Raw genomic sequence first — 21,562 nt, 5'->3', positions numbered from 1 at the left:
CGCGGCCCCCGGCTGCCGCGGGCCCGGGCCCCCCCCCCCGTCCGCTCCCCGGGGTGCGGGCCCGGGCCCCCCCTCCCACCCCCATGCCGGGGCCGGTTCCACCGTTGTCGGTGGACCGGCCCGCTTCGTCGTTCCGGAGTGGAACCGCGTTCTACTTTCCGGTTGCCCGGCTGCCCGTCACGCGCTCCTGCGACGCGCTGCCCGTCACGTGCTCCCGGCTACTTGGCTACCACGCCGGCGTCCGGCGCCAGCGTGCCGACCGAGACCAGGACGATGATCAGGACGCCGAGCGCGATGCGGTAGATCACGAACGGCATGAAGCTGTTGTTCGAGATGTACTTCAGGAACCAGGAGATCGCCGCGTAGCCGACCGCGAAGGCGATCAGGGTGGCCAGGATGGTCGGCCCCCAGGCCGGCGCCGGGCCCTCGCCGATCTTGAACAGCTCCAGCACGCCGGAGGCCAGCACGGCCGGGATCGCCAGCAGGAACGAGTACCGGGCCGCCGCCTCGCGGCTGTAGCCGAGCAGCAGACCGGCGCTGATCGTGCCGCCGGAGCGGGACACGCCAGGGATGAGCGCGAGCGCCTGGGCCATGCCGTAGCCCGCCGCGTGCGGCAGGGTCAGCTCGGTGATCGGCTTGGCGTACCGGACGGCCCGGGTGCGGTCGGCGACCGCCAGGACCACGCCGAACAGGATCAGCGTGGTGCCGATGATCCGCAGATCGCGCAGGTCGTGCTCGATGGTGTCCTGGAACAGCTTGCCCAGGATGCCGATCGGCAGGGTGCCCATGATCACGAACCAGCCCATCCGCGCGTCCTGGTGCGAGCGCAGCGCGGGCTTGAACAGCGAGAGCGTCCAGGTCTTCACGATCGAGGCGATGTCGCGGCGGAAGTAGATCAGGACCGCCGTCTCGGTACCGAGCTGCGTCACCGCGGTGAACGCCGCGCCCGGGTCCTGCCAGCCCAGGAGGGCGGGGAAGAGCCGGAGGTGGGCGCTGGAGGAGATCGGCAGGAACTCGGTGAGTCCCTGGATCAGGCCGAGGACGGCCCCGTGGAACCAGTCGATCACCGGACACCCGCCCGGGGTATCCGTCGCTCGATGCGCATGAAGCGTTCCTTGTTGGTCGGTGCGGGAACGGTCCTGCGAACCGGCCGGCGCGGTCCAGCGGCGCGGTCCGGTGGCAGGCGAACCACCGGTCCCGCCCGGCGCTCGGGCCGCGCGCGGGCCCGGCGTCCGCCTGATGCTACGCCGTTCAGGTGACGGGCTGTCGCGCGCCCCCCACTCCCGGGGGTCGTTCTCGGGGCCCGCGGGGCACTTCCGGTCAGCCGGCGACGGGACGGGCCCGCACCCAGGTGCCGTCCTCGGTCAGGTAGTCCTCGACCACCAGCCCGCCCGCGGCGAGCGCCCGTTCGAACTCCGGCCGGTCCATCGGGCGGGACCGGAAGGTCTGGGTCCACCGGGCGTCCGGGAACTCGTACTCGACGTGGACCTCGTTGACGCCGTCGCCGAGCGGGGTGGCCGAGGCCACCCGCACCAGCCCGCCGTTCCCGAGCGGGCGCTCGCGCGGCACGTCCGTGTGCCAGTCCTCGCCCTCCCGCTGGATCAGCACGCAGCCGTCCGGGGCGACGTGCCGGCGGCAGGTCTCCAGCAGCCCCCGGCGCACCTCCGGGCTGCCGGTGTGGATCAGGAAGGAGGCGAGCAGCACGACGTCGAAGCGCTCGCCGAGGTCCAGCCGCTCGATCGGGCTGCGCACGGTGCGGGCCCCGCGGACCCGCTCCAGCATCTCGGGGGACTCGTCGACGGCGGTCACCCGGAAGCCCAGTTCCAGCAGGGGGTGGGTCATCCGGCCCGCGCCGCAGCCGAGCTCCAGCAGGCCGGCGCCGGGCGGCACGGCGCCGGCGATCACCTGCGGTTCGTCGCGGACCGGCAGGCGTTCGTACATCTCGACCGCGCAGCCGTCCGGAGTGATCGGGCCCGGACCGGTGCCGCGGTGGCCCGGGCGGTGCCGGGCGGGCTGCCGGGGACCGTCGTCGTGCGGTGCGCGGTGCGGCCCGTCCCCGGGTGCGTGGTGCTGTTCGTCGGCCATGCGAACCATCGGAGCACGGTGGCGGGACGAGCGGAAGAGGGCGTGCGGAACGATGCTTGGTCGATACCCCTGGGGGGTATATAGTCAACGACGTACCGGGCAGCACGGCCGAGAGAACGAGCACGTGGAGGACGACATGGCACACCCCGCCCAGCACGACCACCAGCAGCACGCCGGCCACGAGCACGGCGGTCACCGGGCTCACGCGGAGCATGCGGACCATGCGGGTCACGAAGGCCACGAGAAGCACGCGCACCACGCCCGGGCGCACGCCGGCGGGGGCGTGACCTGGAAGGCCGCGGCGCAGGCGACCCTGCACTGCCTCACCGGCTGCGCCATCGGCGAGATCCTCGGCATGGTGCTCGGCACCGCCTTCGGGCTGGGCAACGGTGCGACCGTCGTGCTCTCGGTGCTGCTGGCCTTCGTCTTCGGTTACGCGCTGACCGTGCGCGGCGTGCTCCGGGCGGGGCTGGATGTCCGTACCGCGGTCAAGGTCGCGCTGGCCGCCGACACCGTCTCGATCATCGTCATGGAGATCATCGACAACGGCGTGATGGTGACCGTGCCCGGCGCGATGGACGCGGGCCTGGGGAACCTCCTCTTCTGGGTCGCGCTCGCCGGCTCGCTGGCGCTGGCCTTCGTCCTGACCGTCCCGGTCAACAAGTGGATGATCGGCAAGGGGCGCGGCCATGCCGTGGTCCACGCCTACCACCAGCACTGAGCGTCCCGCCCGCGCTGCCCGTCGGACCGGACGCCGCGGCCCGCACCGGCCCTCGAAGGGGGTCGGCGCGGGCCGCGGCGTTCCCGTGCGTGCTCAGGAGGTCCGGTCGAGCTCCGCGAGGGTGGTGCGCAGCCAGTCCAGCTCCGCGGTGGTGGTCGCGCGGGCGATCAGCAGCATGCCGCGGCGGAACGGGTCGGTGACCTCCTCGGCGACCACCGGCCGGGTGCCGTCGTAGAAGAAGCTGGCCGGTTCGCGGAGAAAGGCGAGGCGGCGCCGGAGCACGGCGGCCTGCGCGGCCGGTTCGCCGTCGAGGTGGCGGAGGAAGGCGAGCACCGTGAACCAGCGGTTCTCGTCGCTGACGTCCAGGTCGTCCGGCGCACGCAGCCGGTCCAGCAGGGCGGCCCGGCCCGCGTCGGTGAGTCGCAGGGTGTGCCGGGGGGCGGCCGCCGCGCCGGGTTCGGTGGCGCGCACCAGCAGGCCGTCCGCCTCCAGCCGCTTGATCGCCGGGTAGAGGGTGCCGTCGCTGATCGGCCGGACGTGACCGGTGAGTGCCGCGAGGTGGCGGCGCAGTTCGTAGCCGTGCAGGGGCCGGTCGTGGAGGAACCCGAGGATCGCGAGCTTCAGCATGAGGTCACTCTGTCAGATCCCGGACCGAATGCATCGATGTAGCTGTACCTCGATGACGATGTATTGTCTGGTCCGGCACCCGCGGAACGGCCCGGGGCGCCGCCCCACCGACCTCGCGAGGAGCACCACCGTGCGCGACGCCACCGTCACCCCGAACGGCGACCGGATCCGCTGGGTGGAGATCCCCGGCCGTGAGCCCGCCCGCCTCTACCTGCACGGCCTCGGCGCCAGCTCGCCCGTCTACTACGCCGGGGCCGTCGCCCATCCGCTGCTCACCGGGCGCCGTTCGCTCCTGCTCGACCTGCTCGGCTTCGGCATCAGCGACCGGCCCGCCGACTTCCCGTACACCCTGGAGGCGCACGCCGACGCCGTCGCGGCGGCCGTCCGCGCGGCCGGCGCGGAACGGGTGGAGGTGATCGGCCACAGCCTGGGCGGCGCGGTCGCGATCGCGCTGGCCCACCGGCACCCCGGGCTGGTCGGCTCCCTGGTGCTGGTCGACGCGGTGATCGACCCGGTCGAGCCGAGCCCCGGGCCCGGCGCCGGCGGGCTGGCGAGCCTCACCGAGGAGGAGTTCCTGGCCGGCGGCCGCGAGCGGGCCGAGCGGTGGGCGGGCCCGTTCTGGTGGGCCACCATGCGGCTGGCCGGGCCCGAGGCGCTCCACCGCAGCGCCGTCCACCGCTGCCGGGCCACCGTCCCGGCCCTGCGCGAGCAACTGCACGGCCTGGACCTGCCGCGCACCTTCCTCTTCCCCGCGGCCGACGGCGAACTGCCCGGGGCGGACCGCCTCCGGGAGGCGGGCGTGGTGCTGGCGGCGGTGCCGGGCTGCGGGCACAACATCATGATCGACAATCCGGACGGCTTCGCGGCGGCCGTCGCGGCCGCGTCGGCGTAGCGTCGTTCCGGTGGGCCGTCCGTGAGGGGGCCGTCGGACCGTCTCCCGAACCTGCTCGTCGGGCCCGCCTGCCGAGCTCGCCTGCCGGGCCCGCTCGTCGGGCCGCCTGCCGCACCGCCGAAGCGAGGAGTCCGTCCGCCATGACGATCCGGGTTCCCGGGGCGCTCGCCGCCTCCCTCACCGAGTTCCACGGGGCCGCCGGGCACGCCTGGGCCGAACGACTCCCCGCCCTGGCGGCGGAGCTGACGGAGAGCTGGGACCTGCGCCCCGACGGCCCGCCCGCGCACGGCGTCGTCGGCCTGGTCCTGCCGGTCCGGCGGGCCGACGGCACACCGGCCGTCCTCAAGCTCCAGCCCGTGGACGAGGAGACGGCGGGCGAGCCGATCGCCCTGCGCGCCTGGGACGGCCGGGGCGCCGTCCGGCTGCTCGACCACGACCCCGCCACCGGTTCGATGCTGCTGGAACGCCTCGACCCCGCGCGCTCCCTGCTCGCCGTCCCCGACGACCTGGCCGCCACCGAGGTCCTGGCCGGGCTGCTCGCGGAGCTGACCTCCCACCGCGCCCCGGCCGGGCTGCGGAGCCTGGCGGACGTCGCGGACGGCATGCTCGCCGGCGTTCCCGGGGCGGTCCGCGCGCTGACCGGGGCGGCCGACCGTCTGCTCCTCGCCGACCTCGCGGCCGCCCTGCGCGAGGTCCGGCCCGAGCCCGGCGACCGGCTGCTCCACTGGGACCTCCACCACGGCAACGTCCTCGCCCCGCCGGCACCCGGCGGCCGGGCCGCCTGGCTCGCCATCGACCCCAAACCGCTGGCCGGTGACCCGGGGTTCGAGCTGCTCCCGGCGCTGTGCAACCGGTGGGCCGACCTCACCGCCACCGGTGACCTGCCGCGCGCGGTGCGCCGCCGCTTCGACCTGATGACCGACCGCCTCGGTCTGGACCGCGACCGGGCCGTCCGCTGGACCCTCGCCCGCGTCCTGCAGAACGTCCTCTGGGACGTCGAGGACGGGGAGGTGGCCGTGGGCGAGGTCCAACGGGCCGTCGCGGAAGCGTTGTCGGGGCGGTAGGGGGCGGCGTTGCGGACGGGGCCGGGGTTGTGGCCGAGCTCCGACGGGTGCCGGTGGGAGCGTTGTCGGGGCGTCGGCGGGTCGGTTCCGACAGGTCGGTTCCGGCGAGTCGGCGGAGGGGCGGGTCGGCGGAGGGGCGGGTCGGCGGAGGGGCGGGCCGGGTCACCCACCGGTCCCGGCGGGGGTGGGGTGCGGCAGGCCCGCGGCCGGTCCTCGCGCCGGGCGCCCGCCGTCAGCCCGCGGGGCTCCGGAGGAGGACGAAGCGGACCGGCGTGCCCGGGCGGGCCTGGGCCGCGGCGGCGAGGTCGGCGGGCGGGACGACGCCGATCACCGGGTAGCCGCCGGTGGTCGGGTGATCGGCCAGGAAGACCACCGGCCGTCCGTCCGGTGGGACCTGCACGGCACCCAGCACCATTCCCTCGCTGGGCAGTTCGCCGTCCCGGGCGCGGGGGAGCGGCGGGCCCTCGGTGCGCAGCGCGATCCGGTTGCTCTCCGGGGCGACCAGGTAGCGCTCGCGGGCGAGCAGGTCCGCGGCCTCCGGGGCGAACCAGTCGGCGCGCGGGCCGGGCCGCAGCCGGAGCACCAGGACGGCCGGGGGAGCGGGGAGCGGAACCAGCTCCGGTCCCCGTCCGCGCGGCCCCGGCGGGCCGACCGGCAAGCGGTCGCCGACGGCGAGCGGGGCCGGACCCAGCCCGGACAGCAGGTCGGCGGAGCGGCTGCCCAGCACCGGCGGGACGGCGATCCCACCCGCCACCGCCAGGTACGCGCGGACCCCGGCCGTCGCGGCGCCGACGTCGACCACCACCCCGGCGGGCACCGGCACCGGAGCACCCCAGGCGGCGGGCCGGCCGTCCACGCGCACGGGGCACGGCGCACCGGTCACCGCGACCAGCAGCGGCCGCAGCGCACGCACCGCGAGGCCGCCGAGCGTGGTCTCCAGGGCCGCGGTCCCGGGCGCGTTGCCCACCAGGCGGTTGGCGGCCCGCAGCGCCGGCCCGTCCAGCGCCCCCGCGCGGGGCACCCCGAGGTGGGCGACGCCGCGCCGTCCGAGGTCCTGCACGGTGCTGAGCGGCCCCGGCCGCTCCACGACGAGCGCGTCCGCCGGCGCGTGCGCCGTCACGGCCGGGCCGTCCGTCACCGTGCTCGTCCAGTGGCCCGCCGCGTCCGGCCCGTCCGTCATCGTGCGATCCCTTCCGTTGTCTGCGGTGCCTCGTCCGTCCCCGTCCGCTCGGGGGGGCCGGGCGCTCCGTACCGGGGCCGTCGGCGTCGCGCCCGGGCGGCCGGCCGGGGCCGTCGTGGTCGTGCGGTCCGGCGGGAGGGCCCGGCGGCGTTGCGGTGGCGGTCCGGTCCGGCTCCTCGCGCTGTCCGGCCGGGTGCCGCCGTCGCGGGTTCGGCCGCCACCCGCCGCCGGCGCACTCCGGCCCGGGGCGCCGGTGCCTGCCGGGCGCAGCCCCGTGGCCCCGTCGCACCGGGCGGTGTTCACGGGGCGCCCTCCCGGGTGGGGGTGAAGCGGACGCGGGTGCCCGGGGCGAGGAGGGCGGCGGGGGTGCGGTCGGTGTCCCAGAGGCGGAGCGCGGTGCGGCCGAGGAGCTGCCAGCCGCCGGGGGAGGAGCGCGGGTAGACGCCGGTGTAGGGGCCGGCCAGGGCGACCGAGCCCGCCGGGACGGCGCTGCGCGGGGTGGCCCGCCGGGGCACCCCGTAGGCGGCGGGCAGGCCGGTGAGGTAGCCGAAGCCGGGCGCGAAGCCGCAGAACGCCACGACGTACTCGGGTTCCGTGTGGATCCGGACGGCCGCCTCGGGCGAGACGCCCCAGAGGCCGGCGATCTCCATGAGGTCCGCGCCGTCGTAGACGGTGGGCACCTCGACCAGCGGTCCGGACGCGGCGGACGCCGGCCCGCCGGGGCGGGCCGCGCGCAGGAGCGCGGTCAGCGCGTCGACGTCGGTCACGCCGTCGAGCAGGACGGTCCGGGCGGCGGGCACGATCTCCTCCACCCGGGGCAGCCCGCCGGCCGACCGCCGTTCGCGCAGCCAGCCGTAGAGTGCGGTGACCTCGGCGGTGTCCGCGAGCTCCACCAGCAGCGCCCGCTCACCCACCCGGCGAACGGTGACGCCCGGTCCGGAGACTCCCGGGCGGCCGTCGTCCCCCGCCCGCCCGCCCGCCGCCGTCACGCGAAGGCCTCCACCCGGACGCCCGCCGAGGCGAGCGCGCCCCGGATGCGCCAGGCGAGCTGCGCGGCGCCGGGGGTGTCGCCGTGGACGCAGAGCGAGCGGGCCTCGACGCCGATCGGTTCGCCGCCGACGGCCTCCACGGTCCCGTCGCGCGCGATGCCGACCGCGCGGGTGATCACCGTCCCGGGGTCGTGCACCACGGCGCCCGGCTCCCGGCGCGGGACGAGGGTGCCGGCCCAGGTGTAGGCGCGGTCGGCGAACGCCTCGGTGACGACCGGCAGCCCGACGCCCTCGGCGACGGTCAGCAGCCGGGAGCCCGGCAGGCCGAGCACCGGCAGCGGGCCGTCGCAGACCGCCCCCGCCCGCAGGATCCCGGCGACCACCGCCTCCGCCTGCTCGGCGTCGGAGACCACCCGGTTGTACAGGGCGCCGTGCGGCTTGACGTAGGAGACCCGGGAGCCGGCGGCGCGGGCGAAGACCTGGAGGGCGCCGATCTGGTACGCGATCTCGTCGGCCAGCTCGTCGGGCGGCACGTCCATCGCCCGGCGGCCGAAGCCCGCGAGGTCCCGGTAGGAGACCTGGGCGCCGATCCGCACGCCCCGTTCGGAGGCGAGCGCGCAGACCCGGCGCATGGTCGACGGGTCCCCGGCGTGGAAGCCGCAGGCGACGTTGGCGCTGGTGACGACGGAGAGCAGCGCCTCGTCGTCGGTCAGCGTCCAGCGTCCGAACCCCTCACCGAGGTCCGCATTGAGATCGATCACCGCATCGGCCACGCCCGTCCGCCTCCCAGCAGCTGTTGAGCCAGATGGTAGGGCCTGGGCAGGGGGCCGCCGCGCGCCGCTCGTCCGTCCGGTGGCGGTCGGCCCGCGGGGGCGGCCGGCCGGTGCCCGTCCCCCGTCGCGGCCCCGCTCGTCACGCTCCGGGCCGTCCCGGCCCCGCCCGCCGTGTCCCCACCCCGCGCGCGCCTGCGCCCGCCGGGCGGTTGGCCGCTGCACGCGGCACGAGCGGCAGCGGTTCGGCACCCACGGTCCCGAACGGCACGGCGAGGAACCGCCGGCCGGGCGGAACGTCCCGCGGCGGGCCGCGGATCGGTGCGGGCGGGACGGTCCCGGCGCGCGGGCAAGGCCCGGTGGATCACCCGGACGCCGCGCACCGGGGCCTTGACCGGACCCCGGAACGCCGCGGCGATCGGCGGACGGGAACGTGCCCGACTCTCCCCGGGCCCGCGCGCGAACGCCGGAGCCCGGTACCCGCAGGGGGTACCGGGCTCGGTGCGCGGCCGGTCGGGTCCGGCCGCGGCCGGGTGCGATCAGGGGGTGTAGGTGAAGGACGACGCGGCGGCCGAACCGCCCGGGGTCACCAGGGTGACCGGGACGCTGCCCGTGCCGGCCGGGGCGGTGACGGTGCAGGCGGTGGCGGTGCAGCTGCCCGTGGCCGGCGTGTTGCCGAACAGGGCGAAGCCGTTGGTCAGACCGGTGCCGCTGATCGTGACGGCGGTGCCGCCCGCGGCCGGGCCGGTGCCCGGGGTGGTGCCGGTGACGGTCGGCGCGGCCGGGGTCACCGCCGGCAGCAGGCCGCTGCCGAGCTGGTAGCGGGAGACGTTGTCGGACGGGTCGACGTCGTCCTTGTTGGCCGCGGTCACCGTGATCACGCCGGACGGCGGGGTGCCGTGCGAGCGGACCATGACCTTCATGAAGTCGCTGCGGCCGGGGGCCCGGGTGCCGGTGAACACGGCCTCCAGCCGACGGCCGTCGGGCGAGACCGTCTGGCTGAAGGTGTAGTCGTAGGGCGTCGAGTACATCAGCGCGCCGTCGGTGGTCAGGCCGGGCGGCAGGTCGACGGTCAGCCGGGTGACCCCGGTGACGTCCGCGGTGCCGGTCGACTTCCAGGTCACCGCGAAGTTGGTGGAGTCCACCGGGAAGATCGGGTAGTTGCCCGCCTGCGTCACGGTGACGTCGGGGCCGCTCACGGTGGTGGTCGCGGCGGTGGCGGGGGCGGCCAGGGCCGCGCCGGTGGTGAGGGTGGTCACGGCCAGTGCGGCGGCGAGGCCGCCTCGAACCAGTCTGGTGATCATATGAAGCATCATGGTCGAGAGGGGGGAGTGGTGCAGGCCTTTTCTCGAAAGCCGGTTCTAGAACCGCCCGCCCGCTCCGGCGCGGGCCCGTTCCCGCCGGGCGGGAACCGGTGTCCGGAGCCGGGCGCCCGGCTGTCCGGAAGGTCCGTTTCGGTCGATGTCGGCACCTGCCTCTAGTCTTGTCCACCGTGACCGTCATCGCCGACCAGCCCACCGAGCACGGCCCCCGGCCGCCCGCCGGGTCCGCCGCCGCGCGGCCCGCGCCCGGCCCCGCCGCCGACGAGGGCCTGGCCCGCCGGCTCAAGGCGCTGGCCTGCACCGCGCCGCTGCACGACCTCGACAACCGCAAGGTCATGCTGGCCGGCGAGTACGGCGGCTACGCGATGGCCGAGGTCGGCCTCGCCGCGATCGACCTGGTCACCCTCAGCATGGACTTCGACACCGGCGCCGACCGGGACACGGTGCTGGCCAGGCTGCTGCCCAGGGTCGCCGCCCAGGCCCCGGCCCGGACCGCGGCCGAGCACCAGCGGGTCGCCCGCTGGGTGCTGGAGTCGCTGATCAACGTCGGCAGCGTCGACCGCGGCTTCCGTGCCGTCTACGGCACCTTCAACGGCGAGGGCGAGTACGTCCGCCGCGACTACGACTTCAAGCTGATCGAGGAGGTCCCGGGCCCCGACGGGGGCGTCTACCTGCGGACCACCGACGAGGCGGTGAACGTCCTGGTCGGCGCGCTGGACACCGACGTCACCTCCGCCCAGATCGCCGCCGAGGTCAAGCTGGAGGTCCTGATCCGCCGGGGCCGCCTGGCCGACGCCCAGCTCGCCGCCGAGCAGGCCCGCTACCGCACCGTCCAGTACGCCGAGACGCTGCGCCGCGCTCTTGAGGCCACCCGCCGCAACGTCCGCGCCGTCGACTGGATGGGGGCGATCCCGGACCTCATCGACGAGGCACTCGACCACATCGCCGACCGCTACCGGCACGAGAACGCGATTCTCACCAACATCCGCAAGGCCCGGGACGAGGCCGAGGAGCCGGAGCACAAGCGCCGCGCCGCCGAGCTGGTCGACATCGTCAAGGACTGCATCCGCCGCCACACCCAGCTGCAGACCCGGCTCCTGGAGGCCGGCCCGCTGTTCCGCGCGGAACAGGACCGGCAGGCCTTCGCCACCCCGGGCGCCCGCAGCGGCATCGACCTCTACGGCCAGCTGCTCGCCCCGGTGCTGCGGCTTCCGATAGAGCACGCCGTCCGCCCCACCGGCGCCTTCTTCGCCCGCGGCACCGGCCTGCGCACCCCCTTCTCGGTGCGCGTCGCCGACCTGGTCGACCTGCTGCTCACCCCGCCGGTCGAGCGCGAGCACCTCGGCGCCGAGCTGCCCGACCCGGACCTCGTGGCCACCCCGGACGACAGCCGGTTCTCCGAGGCCCAGCTGGAGGCGGCCCTCGACCTGCTCGACCTGCCCGCCGACGCGCCCCGCCGGCTCTCCGGCCTGCTCGCCGAGGCCCGCGCGCGGGACCCGGAACTCCCTTACCTGGTCGCCCTGCTGGCCGTGCACGCGGCCAGCCCGCCGGTCGGCACCGCCTACCGGCAGGGCGAGGAGCGGCTGCTCTTCGCCGTCGACGACGGAACCCCGCTGCACGACCGGGAGTTCGGCGGCGCCGACCTCGTCGTCGGCAGCGCCCTGCTGGACGCCGTCGGGATGGCCGCCGACCGCAAGGACGCCGGCTGACCGCCGCCCGGCGCTGCCCCGGCCGCGCACCACGACCGAGACCACGACCACGAACCGGACCGCGACCCCACCCGTGAACCACCGCAACGCCCCCGAGGAGCACCGCCCGTGACGACCCACCACGACACGTCCTGGGCGCCCGAGACCGAACCGGCCGCCCCCGCGCCGATCACCCCGGCCGACGTCGCCGACGCCGCCCGCCTGGTCTCCTTCGGTCTCCAGGCCAAGCTGCTCCCCGCCCGCGACGCCGAGTACGCCGAACTGGTCCGCCGCCACCGCGAGGACCCGCCCTTCGCCCGGCTCGCCGACGCCGTCGCCACCGGCATGGGCCTGGTCGTCCTGGAGGTCTCCCCGCGCGCCGGGATGGCCGTCGCCGCCGCCGAGGACTCCGTCTTCGCCGTCCGGATGGGCGACTACTCCCGCCGCGCCGCCTCCGAGTCCACCGACCGGTTCCTGCACGGTCTCGCCCACCTCGCCGTCGCCGCGATGGCCTTCCCCCGCCCCGAGGACCTCGCCGACGACGGCTACCTCGGCCGGATCACCGTCAACGGGATCGACGCCTTCGTCCGCCAGGCCTGCCGCCGCCTGGAGGAGCAGGCCGCCGCCGACGGCGACAACACCGACCCGCAGAGCGACGCCCCCGGTCTGGAGGCCGCCTGGCGGGTCTGGGCCCGGCGCACCGCCACCGGGGCCACCAAGGACGCCCGCAGGCTCTCCGGCTCCACCATCGGCATCGTCGCCAAGGCCGTGCTGTTCCTGGTCGACTCCGGTTTCCTGCAGAAGGTGTCCGACGACGCCGGCGGCACCTACCGCACCACCGCCCGCTACCAGCTCCAGGTCCGCGACCTGGCCGGCGGCGCCGCGATGGCCGAACTCCTCGACCTCGGCATCGTCCCGGTGTCCGACGGCACCGCCTCGCTGCTGCCCCCGGACACCGGCGACGACCTGGTCGCCGACGCCGGCCTGCCGTTCCACTCCCTCTAGCCGCCCGCACCACCGCCCCCGCCCCCGAAGCACTCCGGCCCCACCGCACCCCGGCCCCCACCGGACAGCACCCGCCGACCCACCCGCCACCTGGAGAACCGCCGCACATGTACGAGCTCAACCGGGTCCGCCTCTACTCGATCGGACCGGCCGGCGCCCGCTACGCCGACACGGTGCTCGACCTGCGCGGCGTCGGCGAGCCCGTCGCCGACCCGGCCCCCCAGCAGATCGGCCTGTTCGGCGAGGAGGGCGACGGCCCGGTCCGCCGCCCCGCCCCGGCCGGCGTCCTCTTCCTGGAGAACGGCGGCGGCAAGTCCGTCCTGCTCAAGCTGATCTTCTCGGTCATGCTCCCCGGCCACCGCAACACCCTCGGCGGCGCCAGCTCCGGAGTGCTCCGCAAGTTCCTGCTCGCCGACGACTGCGGCCACGTCGCCCTGGAGTGGCAGCACACCGTCACCGGCGAACCGATCGTGGTCGGCAAGGTCAGCGAGTGGCGCGGCCGCCAGGTCTCCTCCGACCCCCGAAAGTTCGCCGAGACCTGGTACTCCTTCCGCCCCGGCCCCGGCCTCACCCTCGACTCCCTCCCGGTCGCCGAGCGGATCAGCCTGGCCGGCGACCAGAAGGCCCGCGGCCGCCGCCGCACCATGAAGGGCTTCCGGGACGCCCTCACCGAGGCCGGCAAGGCCCACCCGCACCTCGACCTGGTCTTCGAGGACGGCCACGACCGCTGGACCGAACACCTCGGCGACCTCGGCCTCGACCCCGAACTCTTCCGCTACCAGCGCGAGATGAACGCCGACGAAGGCGAGGCGGCCGGCCTCTTCGCGGTCAAGCAGGACAAGGACTTCACCGACCTGCTGCTGCGCGCCGTCACCGACACCCGGGACACCGACGGCCTCGCCGACCTCGTGCACGGCTTCGCCGCCAAGCTCGGCCTGCGCTCCGAACTCACCGCAGAACGCGACTTCACGGCCGGCTCGCTGGACCTGCTGGAGCGGATCGCGGAGTCCACCACCGCCCGCGAGAGCGTCCGCGAGGCCCACCGCACCGCCGAACGCCGCACCCGCCGGCTCGCCCACGCCCTCGCCACCCGCGCCGCCGCCGAACGCGACCGCGCCCACGACCTCGCCGTCGAGGTCGCCGCCGCCGCCGGAGCGGTCACCGCCGCCGAGACCGACCGCACCCGGCACAGCCTCATCGCCGCCGAACTCACCCACCGGCACGCCAGCCTGGCCCTGGCCGCCGCCACCGGCGAGGCCGCCGCGCTGCGCCGCGAACTCACCGACGCCCGCACCCTGCACTCCGCCTGGCAGGCCGCCGAGGCCGTGCTGCGCCACCGAGCCGCCGCCGACCGGGTGACCAGGGTCGCCGCCGCGATCCGGGAGGCCGAACTGGACGCCGCCCCCGCGCTCGCCGCCCGCGCCCGCGCCGCGACCGCCCTGGCCCGCGCCCTGGAGAGCGCCGCCGCGGCCGCCGAGGAGCGCGCCGACACCGAGGAGCAGCGCGCCGCCGAACTCCAGGCCGACGGCGGCCGGGCCCAGACCGACGCCACCGAGGCCGCCACCGCCGCCCAGAAGGCCCGCAGCGAGGCCGAGCACCTGCGCCAGCGCCTCGCCGAGGTCGAGCAGGAGACCGCCGCCGCCGTCGAGGCCGGCTTCATCGACACCGACGGCGACGTCGACCCGGCCCGCGCCGCCCTGCACGCGGCCGACGTCGAGAAGGCCGCCGGAGCCGCGCTCGCCCAGGCCCGCACCGCCGCGGAGTCCGCCGCCGCCCGGCTGCGCGAGTCCGCCGCCGCGACCGGCCGTGCCGAACTCGCCGCCGCCCGCGCCACCGACGCCCGCAAGGCCGCCGCCCGGGCGCTCGCCGCCGAGCAGCGCACCGCCGCGCTGCTCGCCACCGAGCCGCGGCTCGCCGACCTGCTCTCCCTGACCCCCGCACCCACCGAGTGGAACGAGGACGGGTCGGGCGCCGAGGAGGACGCCGGCTTCCTCACCCCCGCCGTCCTCGACCGCAGCGCCGAGTACCTGCGGGAACTCCTCGACGAGGCCATCGCCACCGCCGAACGCACCCTGTTCGACCTGCGCACCGCCGCCGCCGACGACTCCCGGATCCTCGCCGCGCTCGGCGACGGCGGCCTGCTGCCGCCCGGCCCCGACGTCCTCGCCACCGTCGAGTACCTCGCCGAGCACGGCATCCCCGCCCTGCCCGGCTGGCGCTACCTCGCCCAGTCCGTCGACCCGGCCGACCACGAGGCGATCCTCGCCGCCCGCCCCGAGCTCGTCGACGGCGTGGTCGTCACCGACCCGAACTCCCTCGACCGGGCGCGGGAGGCCCTCGCCGCCGCCGCCCTGCTGCCCCGCTCCACCGTCGCCGTCGGCGCCGCCGCCTCGCTGATCGCCCCGATCACCGAGCAGCCCGCGTTCTTCCTGGTGCCGCCGAACCCGGCCATGCACGACGAGTCCGCCGCCGACGACGAGCGCCGTGAACTGCGCGCCCGCGCCACCGCCCGCGAGGAGCACATCCGCGAACTCGCCGCCCGCCTCGGCGGCGACCGCGCGCTCGCCGCCCGCCTCGCCTCCTGGCACGCCAGCTGCCCGCCCGGCACCCTCGCCGAACTCGCCGCCGCCGCCGGGGCCGCCCGCGAACACGCCGAGCAGTCCGCCGCCGCCCTGGCCACCCTGCGCGCCGACCACGACGAGGCCGAGGCCGACCACGCCGCCGCGGTCTCCGCCCACGAGGAGCACCGGGAGACCGCCCAGCGCGCCCGCCGCCGGGCCGACGCCCTTTCCGGCCTGGCCTTCCGGCTGCGCGAACGCGCCAACTGGAGCCGCCGCCGGCGCGAACTCACCGAGGACGCCGCCGAGTGCGACCGCCGCCAGGCCGGCTGCGCCGAGCGCGCCCGCACCTGCGACGAGGACCGCCGCGCCGCCCAGCGCGCCGCCGACGACGCCCGCCGCACCGGTCGCGCCCTGCGCGCCGAACGCGCCGAGATCCCCGCCGCCGAGCAGGCCGACGAGCCCGCCGGAGCGGCCCCCCGGGCCGCGCTGCCCGAACTGCGCGAGGCCTACCGCTCCGCCTCCCAGCTCTACGAGAAGGTCGGGGTCGGCGCCGACCTGCGCGCCGAACAGGCCCGCGCCGAGGGCGACGAGGCCGGCGCCGCGGCCGAACTCGACCGCCTCACCAACAAGGTGCGCACCCGCGCCGAGGAACTGCTCAACAGCCCCGACGGCGCCGACGGCCCGGCCCGCCAGGCCGCCGCCGCCCGCGCCGAGGAGCTGGTCGCCACCATCGAGACCCGCGCCGCCGCCGCCAGCGAGCAGCTCGGCCGGCTGCGCGGCGAGGCCGAACGCTCCGCCCCCGCCGACGGCGAGGCGCACACCGAGCTGCCCGAGGACCTCGTCCCCACCGACCCCGAGCACGCCCAGGCCCTGCTGCGCACCGCCACCGGCCGGCTCGCCGAACGGCGCGAGGCCGTCGACACCGCCCGCACCGCGCACGCCGACCTCCAGCGCACGCTGGACACCGCCCAGGCCGCCGCCGCCGACTTCGACGAACTCGCCGGCCAGCTCCGCGACGGTCTGCGCGAGCAGCAGGACGAGTCCGAGGCGCCGGCCGAGCCCTACCTCGGCGCGCTCGCCGAGGCCCGTACCGCCTCCGCCGAGGCCCGCCGCACCCTGCGCACCGCCGCCGGTGAGCTGTCCTCCGCCGAACTCGCCGTCCGCGACGCCTCGGACGCCCTCGTCCGGCACGCCAACGCCGCCCGCTACGAGGCCGTCCGCACCCCGGCCCGCCAGCAGATCCGCGAGCTGCCCGCCTCCGCGCTGCCCGACCACGCCGTCAACTGGGCCGCCGCCTTCGCCCCCCGGCTGCGCGTGCTCACCGACGAGCTCGCCCAGCTGGAGCGCAACCGCGGCTCGATCGTGGACCGGCTGCGCGGCCTGGTGGAGTCCTCGCTGGCGACCCTGCGCGCCGCCCAGCGGCTCTCCCGCCTGCCCGAGGGCCTGGGGGAGTGGTCCGGCCAGGAGTTCCTGCGGATCCGCTTCGAGGACCCGGACCACGCCACCCTGGTCGAGCGGCTCGGCGAGGTCATCGACGAGGCCACCCGGGCCGCCGTGCGCAAGAACAGCGACCTGCGCCGCGACGGCATGTCCCTGCTGCTGCGCGGTGTCGCCGCCGCGATCGGGCCCAAGGGCGTCTCCGTCGAGATCCTCAAGCCGGACGCGGTGCTGCGCGCCGAGCGGGTCGGCGTCGGCCAGATGTCGGACGTCTTCTCCGGCGGCCAGCTGCTCACCGCCGCCATCGCGCTCTACTGCACGATGGCCGCGCTGCGCGCCAACGACCGCGGGCAGTCCCAGCTGCGGCACGCGGGGACGCTGTTCCTGGACAACCCGATCGGCCGGGCCAACGCCACCTACCTGCTGGAGCTCCAGCGCGCGGTGGCCGACGCGCTCGGCGTCCAGCTGATCTACACCACCGGCCTGTTCGACACCACCGCGCTCGCCGAGTTCCCGCTGGTCATCCGGCTGCGCAACGACGCCGACCTGCGGGCCGGCCTCAAGTACATCTCGGTGGAGGAGCACCTGCGGCCGGGACTGCCGGCCCCCCAGGACCCGGACGGCCCGGCCATCCACGGCGAGATCACCGCGACCCGGATGTTCAAGCGGCCGGCGGAGGTTCCCGCCCAGCCGTGATGGCCGTAGCGTGGGGCGGGTGCCCATGCTGACGATCGCTCATCTCAGTGACATCCACCTCGGCCAGGTCCACCGCGGGGACGGCGGCGAGCGGGCCCGGCGGCGGGCCGGGCAGGTGATGGCGTACCTCGACGCCCTGCCCGGCCCGCTGGACGCCGTGCTGGTCACCGGGGACCTCGCCGACCACGGCCTGGCCGAGGAGTACCGGCAGGTCGCCGAGGTACTGGCCTCCCGGCACCCGGTGCTGCTGTGCCCCGGCAACCACGACCGCCGCCCCTCCTACCGCGAGGTGCTGCTCGGCGAGGCACCGGGGGAGGAGCCGGTCAACCGGCTGCACCGGCTGCCCCGCGCCGACGTGCTGATGCTCGACTCCTCGGTACCCGGGCGGGACGAGGGCCTGCTGGACGACGCCACACTCGACTGGCTGGACGCCGAACTCGGCTCCGGGCGCACCGAACTGCCCGCCCTGGTGGCCTTCCACCATCCGCCGGCCGAACTGCACCTGCCGCTGGTCGACCGGATCCGCCAGTTCGGCGCGGTGCGGCTGGCGGAGGTGCTGCGCCGGCACCCCCGGGTGGCCGCGCTGCTCTGCGGTCACGCGCACACGGCCGCGGCGACCACCTTCGCGGGGCTGCCGCTGCTGGTCGCGCCGGGGGTGGTCTCCACCGTCATGCTGCCCTGCGAGGGCGGGCCCGGCATCGCCTTCGACCAGCCGCCGCTGCTGGCCTTCCACGTCCTGGACGGCGACCGCCGGACGACCACCCACTACCGGGTCGTCAGCCCCGCCTGACGCGGCGCCGGACCGCCCGGGTGGGGCGGCCCGGCCGGGGGCTGGTGGGGCTGCTGCTGGTGGGCCTGTTGGGGACGCTGCTGCGGCTGCCCGCCCGGGTGCGGGTACGGCGGAGGGTAGGACTGCGGGTACGGCTGCGGGGGTCGGGCCTGCCGGGGCCGCGGTGGCTGCTGCTGCGGGTGGCGCACCGGTGCCCGGCTGCCGGCCATCGGGGAGGCCGAGTTGGGCGCGCGCATCCGCTGGGCGGCGACCTGGCGGGAGATCAGGATCTCCAGCAGGCACCACATCGTCCCGAACACCCCGACCCCCATCGCCATCAGAGCGGGCGTCATCAGCCAGCTGTCGGCGTAGGAGGAGAGGACCGCCACCACGATGCCCACCATGGTGAAGGAGAGGCAGAGCACCGCGCGGACGACGGCCGTCCGCACTTCGTCGGGAAGACGGCGGCGACGACGGGCGGTTGGCATCGGGCGACCCCCAGGCGCGGGCAGGCGGCGGAACGGCGGACACGGGTGGGGCGGGCGCCGCGGACGAGCCCCCGCGTCCACTCTGCCCTGTCGTACCCGGACTATGCGCGCGAATCCCCCGAATCGACACCAAATCGTGTGATCCGCGCCCGGATCGGCCCGAACGGGCGCCGAACGCCTGCCCCGCCCCGCCGGGTTGACGGGTCGTTCCGGGGCCGCGGCCGAGCCGGTCGTTCAGCCGATCCGGTGGTTCGGTGGAGCCGGTCGTTCAGCCGAGCTGGTCGTTCAGTTCGGCGAGCGCCCCTTCGACGATGGTCCGCATCGCCTGCTCGGCCCGCTCGGGATCCCCCGCGCAGACCGCCTCGGCGACCTCCCGGTGCAGCCGGATCGCGTAGGGCTCGGGCTGATGGGGCATCAGATGGTACTCGGTCCGGCCGGTGAGCACCGCACCGACGGTGTCCTTGAGGTGGGCGAACATCTCGTTGCGCGAGGCGCGCAGCACCGTGGCGTGGAAGTCGATGTCGTGCCGCAGGAAGGTCTCCAGGTCGGCGGCGCGCGCGGTCATCGTCAACTCGACCGCGAGCGCGCTCAGTCGGCGCCGCTCGTCGTCGGTGGCGTGCCGTGCGGCGAGCGCGGCGGCGGCGGGTTCCACGGCGAGCCGCAGCGAGCCCAGCGAGCGCAGCTGCGCGGAACGGTCGGCGCCGGCCAGTCGCCAGCGGATCACCAGCGGGTCGAAGACGTCCCAGTCCGACCGGGGCTGCACGGTGATGCCGACCCGGCGGCGGGAGGCCACCAGGTGCATCCCCTCCAGGACTCGGACCGCCTCGCGGACCACCGTCCGGGAGACGCCGAACCGCTCCTCCAGCTCCTCGGCGCGCAGCACCGTGCCCTCGGGGAGTTCTCCGGACGCGATGGCCGGCCCCAGTTCGGCGAGCAGTCGGCCGGGCAGGCCCTGGATCTCCATCCCGCCAGCCTAGACGTCCGCCCCCGGCCCGGCGCCGCCGCCCCCGCTGCCGCCACCCGTCCCGACCACCTGTCCCCGGGCCCGTCCCGATCACCTGTCCGGACCGTCCGGCCGTCCGGCCGCCACCTCCGCTCCGGATGATCGGGACGGCTCGATCGGGGTAGTCGGGAGGGGCCCGCTCGGCCGGAATAAAAGTATGACGATTTGGTTTCCGCCACTTGAATACGTCATATCTTTGAGGCGATAGTGGCGGCCAGGCAACGAAGGAGCACCACCATGGGTCTCAGCGTCGAGAACCACGACACCCCCCGGGTACCCCCCACCATCGTGGTGATGGGCGTCTCCGGTGTCGGCAAGACCACCCTGGCCCGCCTCCTGGCCGACCGCCTCGGCCTCCCCTTCGCCGAGGCGGACGACTTCCACCCGCCCGCCAACATCGCCAAGATGTCGGCCGGCGTACCGCTGGACGACCTCGACCGCGAGCCCTGGCTGCGTGCCATCGGCGCCTGGCTCAGGGAGCACGGCGAGGCCGGCACCGGCGGCGTGGTGACCTGCTCGGCGCTGAAGCGCGGCTACCGCGACCTGCTGCGCGAGGCCGACCCGGACGCCTGGTTCCTGCACCTCAGCGGCCGGACCGAGCTGGTCGAGGACCGGCTCTCGCACCGCACCGGCCACTTCATGCCCCCGTCGCTGCTCGGCTCGCAGTACGCCGCCCTGGAACCGCTCGGCCCCGACGAGCGCGGCGCCGTGCTGGACGTCGGGCCGACCCCCGAAGAACTCGTCGAGAAGGCCGCCGCCCTGCTGCGGCCCGTCAATGGAGACCTCGCGTGACCCCCACCCTCACCGTGCTCGCGGCCGCCCCACCGGCCCTGCCGCACACCGGCAGCGACGCCCGGCTGCTGCTCGCCGTCCTGCTCGGCATCGCCGCCATCGTGCTGCTGATCACCAGGCTCAAGCTGCACCCGTTCCTCGCCCTGATCCTCGGCTCCGGCGTGCTGGCCGCCGTCGCGGGCGTGCCGTTCGACAAGCTGCTCACCAGCTTCTCCACCGGCTTCGGCTCCACCGTCGCCGGCGTCGGCCTGCTGATCGGCCTGGGCGCGATGCTCGGCAAGCTGCTCGCCGACTCCGGCGGGGCGAACATCATCGCGGACACCGTGCTCGCCCGCTCCGGGAAGAGGGCGCTGCCCTGGGCGATGGCGCTGATCGCGGCCGTGCTCGGCCTGCCGCTGTTCTTCGAGGTCGGCGTGGTGCTGCTGGTCCCGATCGTGCTGCTGGTGGCCCGCCGCGGCAACGTCCCGCTGATGCGGGTCGGCATCCCGGCGCTGGCCGGCCTCTCGGTGCTGCACGGCCTGGTGCCCCCGCACCCCGGTCCGCTGGTCGCGGTCGACGCCCTCAAGGCGGACCTCGGCATCACCCTGGCGCTCGGTCTGCTGATCGCGGTGCCGACGCTGATCATCGCGGGCCCGCTGTTCGCCCGTGTCGCCGAGCGCTGGGTCGGCCCGCTGGAGATCCCGGCGGCGACCGCCGCGGAGGACGGGACCACGGCGGGCGGCGCGGCCCGGTCCGGGCGGGCCCCGTCCTTCGGCGCGGTGCTGGTGACCATCCTGCTGCCGGTCGTGCTGATGCTCGGCAAGGCGCTGGCCGACGTCCTGATCGACGACCCGAAGGCGATGCCGCAGCGGGTGTTCGACTTCATCGGCTCCCCGCTGATCGCCCTGCTCGCCGCGACCCTGCTCGGCATGGTCACCCTCGGCCGGGCGGCGGGCTTCGACCGGAACCGGATCTCCGACACGGTCGGCCGCTCGCTCGGCCCGATCGCCGGCATCGTCTTCATCGTCGGCGCGGGCGGCGGCTTCAAGCAGACCCTCATCGACGTCGGCGTCGGCAACGCGGTCAGCGAGTGGTCGTCCAAGTGGCACATCTCGGCGCTGCTGCTCGGCTGGCTGATCGCGGTGCTGATCCGGCTGGCCACCGGCTCGGCCACGGTCGCCACCATCACCGCGGCCGGCATCGTCGCTCCGCTGGCGGCCGACATGTCGTCCACCCACGCGGCCCTGCTGGTGCTGGCCATCGGCGCCGGCTCGCTGTTCCTGTCGCACGTCAACGACGCCGGCTTCTGGCTGGTGAAGGAGTACTTCGGGATGAGCGTCGGCCAGACCCTGAAGTCCTGGTCGGTGATGGAGACGGTGATCTCGGTGGTCGCGATAGCCCTGATCATGCCGCTCAGCCTGATCATCTAGGCCGTCCGGCCGAGTCCGGCCGGACCCGCGGACGGACGGAAGGGCGGGCGCCCCCTCGGGGGGC

The 21,562-nt window shown here is 76.0% G+C and carries 18 protein-coding genes; 9 read left to right on the top strand and 9 right to left on the bottom strand.

Going from position 1 to position 21,562, the window contains the following annotated elements; translation table 11 throughout:
• Window positions 1-218 precede the first annotated feature (218 nt).
• Window positions 219-1,064: an undecaprenyl-diphosphate phosphatase gene (locus tag ACFCX4_RS19875; protein ID WP_376144159.1), complete on the bottom strand. Its 846-nt coding sequence runs from the start codon at window positions 1,062-1,064 to the stop codon at window positions 219-221.
• Window positions 1,065-1,320: 256 nt separating this feature from the next.
• Window positions 1,321-2,085: a class I SAM-dependent methyltransferase gene (locus ACFCX4_RS19870; protein WP_376144156.1), complete on the bottom strand. Its 765-nt coding sequence runs from the start codon at window positions 2,083-2,085 to the stop codon at window positions 1,321-1,323.
• A 136-nt stretch (window positions 2,086-2,221) separates the two neighbouring features.
• Here ACFCX4_RS19870 and ACFCX4_RS19865 point away from each other — a divergent pair, with 136 nt between their 5' ends.
• A complete protein-coding gene (locus tag ACFCX4_RS19865; RefSeq protein ID WP_376144154.1) occupies window positions 2,222-2,806 on the top strand; it encodes a DUF4396 domain-containing protein in 585 nt (194 codons plus the stop codon).
• A 93-nt stretch (window positions 2,807-2,899) separates the two neighbouring features.
• On the opposite strand, the gene ACFCX4_RS19860 is transcribed toward ACFCX4_RS19865, so the two are convergent.
• Complete coding sequence (locus ACFCX4_RS19860; protein ID WP_376144152.1) at window positions 2,900-3,433, bottom strand: PadR family transcriptional regulator; 534 nt, start codon at window positions 3,431-3,433, stop codon at window positions 2,900-2,902.
• A gap of 130 nt (window positions 3,434-3,563) precedes the next feature.
• On the opposite strand from ACFCX4_RS19860, the gene ACFCX4_RS19855 reads away from it, so the two are divergent.
• Both ACFCX4_RS19855 and ACFCX4_RS19850 read left to right on the top strand, forming a co-directional pair.
• A complete protein-coding gene (locus ACFCX4_RS19855; protein WP_376144158.1) occupies window positions 3,564-4,325 on the top strand; it encodes an alpha/beta fold hydrolase in 762 nt (253 codons plus the stop codon).
• A gap of 140 nt (window positions 4,326-4,465) precedes the next feature.
• Window positions 4,466-5,389 (top strand): aminoglycoside phosphotransferase family protein, encoded by a 924-nt coding sequence (locus tag ACFCX4_RS19850; protein ID WP_376144150.1) that lies wholly within the window; start codon window positions 4,466-4,468, stop codon window positions 5,387-5,389.
• Between the two features lie 232 nt (window positions 5,390-5,621).
• On the opposite strand, the gene ACFCX4_RS19845 is transcribed toward ACFCX4_RS19850, so the two are convergent.
• The 4 genes from ACFCX4_RS19845 to ACFCX4_RS19830 form a co-directional block, all read right to left on the bottom strand.
• Window positions 5,622-6,569, bottom strand: coding sequence for a biotin-dependent carboxyltransferase family protein (locus ACFCX4_RS19845; RefSeq protein ID WP_376144148.1), 948 nt, complete (start codon window positions 6,567-6,569; stop codon window positions 5,622-5,624).
• A 299-nt stretch (window positions 6,570-6,868) separates the two neighbouring features.
• The gene (gene pxpB / locus ACFCX4_RS19840) at window positions 6,869-7,483 is read right to left on the bottom strand and encodes a 5-oxoprolinase subunit PxpB (RefSeq protein ID WP_376144146.1); all 615 of its coding nucleotides are present in this window, start codon (window positions 7,481-7,483) and stop codon (window positions 6,869-6,871) included.
• Between the two features lie 71 nt (window positions 7,484-7,554).
• Window positions 7,555-8,331, bottom strand: coding sequence for a LamB/YcsF family protein (locus tag ACFCX4_RS19835; protein ID WP_376144145.1), 777 nt, complete (start codon window positions 8,329-8,331; stop codon window positions 7,555-7,557).
• A 536-nt stretch (window positions 8,332-8,867) separates the two neighbouring features.
• Window positions 8,868-9,632 (bottom strand): IPT/TIG domain-containing protein, encoded by a 765-nt coding sequence (locus tag ACFCX4_RS19830; protein ID WP_376144143.1) that lies wholly within the window; start codon window positions 9,630-9,632, stop codon window positions 8,868-8,870.
• A 188-nt stretch (window positions 9,633-9,820) separates the two neighbouring features.
• Here ACFCX4_RS19830 and ACFCX4_RS19825 point away from each other — a divergent pair, with 188 nt between their 5' ends.
• From ACFCX4_RS19825 to ACFCX4_RS19810, 4 genes are all read left to right on the top strand, one after another.
• Window positions 9,821-11,359 carry a hypothetical protein gene (locus ACFCX4_RS19825; protein WP_376144141.1) on the top strand — a complete coding sequence of 513 codons (1,539 nt, stop codon included), beginning with the start codon at window positions 9,821-9,823 and terminating at the stop codon, window positions 11,357-11,359.
• Window positions 11,360-11,467: 108 nt separating this feature from the next.
• Window positions 11,468-12,343: a hypothetical protein gene (locus ACFCX4_RS19820; RefSeq protein ID WP_376144139.1), complete on the top strand. Its 876-nt coding sequence runs from the start codon at window positions 11,468-11,470 to the stop codon at window positions 12,341-12,343.
• Window positions 12,344-12,450: 107 nt separating this feature from the next.
• Window positions 12,451-17,037, top strand: coding sequence for a hypothetical protein (locus ACFCX4_RS19815; RefSeq protein WP_376144137.1), 4,587 nt, complete (start codon window positions 12,451-12,453; stop codon window positions 17,035-17,037).
• A gap of 25 nt (window positions 17,038-17,062) precedes the next feature.
• Window positions 17,063-17,827, top strand: coding sequence for a metallophosphoesterase (locus ACFCX4_RS19810; RefSeq protein WP_376144135.1), 765 nt, complete (start codon window positions 17,063-17,065; stop codon window positions 17,825-17,827).
• On the opposite strand, the gene ACFCX4_RS19805 is transcribed toward ACFCX4_RS19810, so the two are convergent.
• Together ACFCX4_RS19805 and ACFCX4_RS19800 are read right to left on the bottom strand one after the other, a co-directional pair.
• On the bottom strand, window positions 17,803-18,294 hold the full coding sequence (locus ACFCX4_RS19805) for a hypothetical protein (protein WP_376144133.1): 492 nt from the start codon (window positions 18,292-18,294) through the stop codon (window positions 17,803-17,805). The two genes, ACFCX4_RS19810 and ACFCX4_RS19805, sit on opposite strands and share 25 nt — an antisense overlap.
• A gap of 268 nt (window positions 18,295-18,562) precedes the next feature.
• Window positions 18,563-19,258 carry a FadR/GntR family transcriptional regulator gene (locus ACFCX4_RS19800; protein WP_376144131.1) on the bottom strand — a complete coding sequence of 232 codons (696 nt, stop codon included), beginning with the start codon at window positions 19,256-19,258 and terminating at the stop codon, window positions 18,563-18,565.
• A 276-nt stretch (window positions 19,259-19,534) separates the two neighbouring features.
• Here ACFCX4_RS19800 and ACFCX4_RS19795 point away from each other — a divergent pair, with 276 nt between their 5' ends.
• Together ACFCX4_RS19795 and ACFCX4_RS19790 are read left to right on the top strand one after the other, a co-directional pair.
• Complete coding sequence (locus ACFCX4_RS19795) at window positions 19,535-20,089, top strand: gluconokinase (RefSeq protein ID WP_376144129.1); 555 nt, start codon at window positions 19,535-19,537, stop codon at window positions 20,087-20,089.
• The gene (locus ACFCX4_RS19790; protein WP_376144127.1) at window positions 20,086-21,498 is read left to right on the top strand and encodes a gluconate:H+ symporter; all 1,413 of its coding nucleotides are present in this window, start codon (window positions 20,086-20,088) and stop codon (window positions 21,496-21,498) included. The genes ACFCX4_RS19795 and ACFCX4_RS19790 overlap by 4 nt, the downstream gene beginning before the upstream one ends.
• The last annotated feature ends 64 nt before the right edge of the window (window positions 21,499-21,562 follow it).

It is taken from the genome of Kitasatospora sp. NPDC056327, assembly GCF_042261735.1.
Taxonomy (GTDB): domain Bacteria; phylum Actinomycetota; class Actinomycetes; order Streptomycetales; family Streptomycetaceae; genus Kitasatospora.
The sequence above is the reverse complement of the archived record's forward strand: the minus strand, read 5'-3'. Positions and strand labels throughout refer to the sequence as shown.

What these genes read in the sequence shown, in the direction of transcription:
- ACFCX4_RS19870 (WP_376144156.1), bottom strand. Translation starts at nt 2,085, where the DNA reads ATGGCCGACGAACAGCACCACGCACCCGGGGACGGGCCGCACCGCGCA.
- ACFCX4_RS19865 (WP_376144154.1), top strand. Translation starts at nt 2,222, where the DNA reads ATGGCACACCCCGCCCAGCACGACCACCAGCAGCACGCCGGCCACGAG.
- ACFCX4_RS19860 (WP_376144152.1), bottom strand. Translation starts at nt 3,433, where the DNA reads ATGCTGAAGCTCGCGATCCTCGGGTTCCTCCACGACCGGCCCCTGCAC.
- ACFCX4_RS19850 (WP_376144150.1), top strand. Translation starts at nt 4,466, where the DNA reads ATGACGATCCGGGTTCCCGGGGCGCTCGCCGCCTCCCTCACCGAGTTC.
- ACFCX4_RS19845 (WP_376144148.1), bottom strand. Translation starts at nt 6,569, where the DNA reads ATGACGGACGGGCCGGACGCGGCGGGCCACTGGACGAGCACGGTGACG.
- ACFCX4_RS19830 (WP_376144143.1), bottom strand. Translation starts at nt 9,632, where the DNA reads ATGATCACCAGACTGGTTCGAGGCGGCCTCGCCGCCGCACTGGCCGTG.
- ACFCX4_RS19815 (WP_376144137.1), top strand. Translation starts at nt 12,451, where the DNA reads ATGTACGAGCTCAACCGGGTCCGCCTCTACTCGATCGGACCGGCCGGC.
- ACFCX4_RS19810 (WP_376144135.1), top strand. Translation starts at nt 17,063, where the DNA reads ATGCTGACGATCGCTCATCTCAGTGACATCCACCTCGGCCAGGTCCAC.
- ACFCX4_RS19805 (WP_376144133.1), bottom strand. Translation starts at nt 18,294, where the DNA reads ATGCCAACCGCCCGTCGTCGCCGCCGTCTTCCCGACGAAGTGCGGACG.
- ACFCX4_RS19800 (WP_376144131.1), bottom strand. Translation starts at nt 19,258, where the DNA reads ATGGAGATCCAGGGCCTGCCCGGCCGACTGCTCGCCGAACTGGGGCCG.
- ACFCX4_RS19795 (WP_376144129.1), top strand. Translation starts at nt 19,535, where the DNA reads ATGGGTCTCAGCGTCGAGAACCACGACACCCCCCGGGTACCCCCCACC.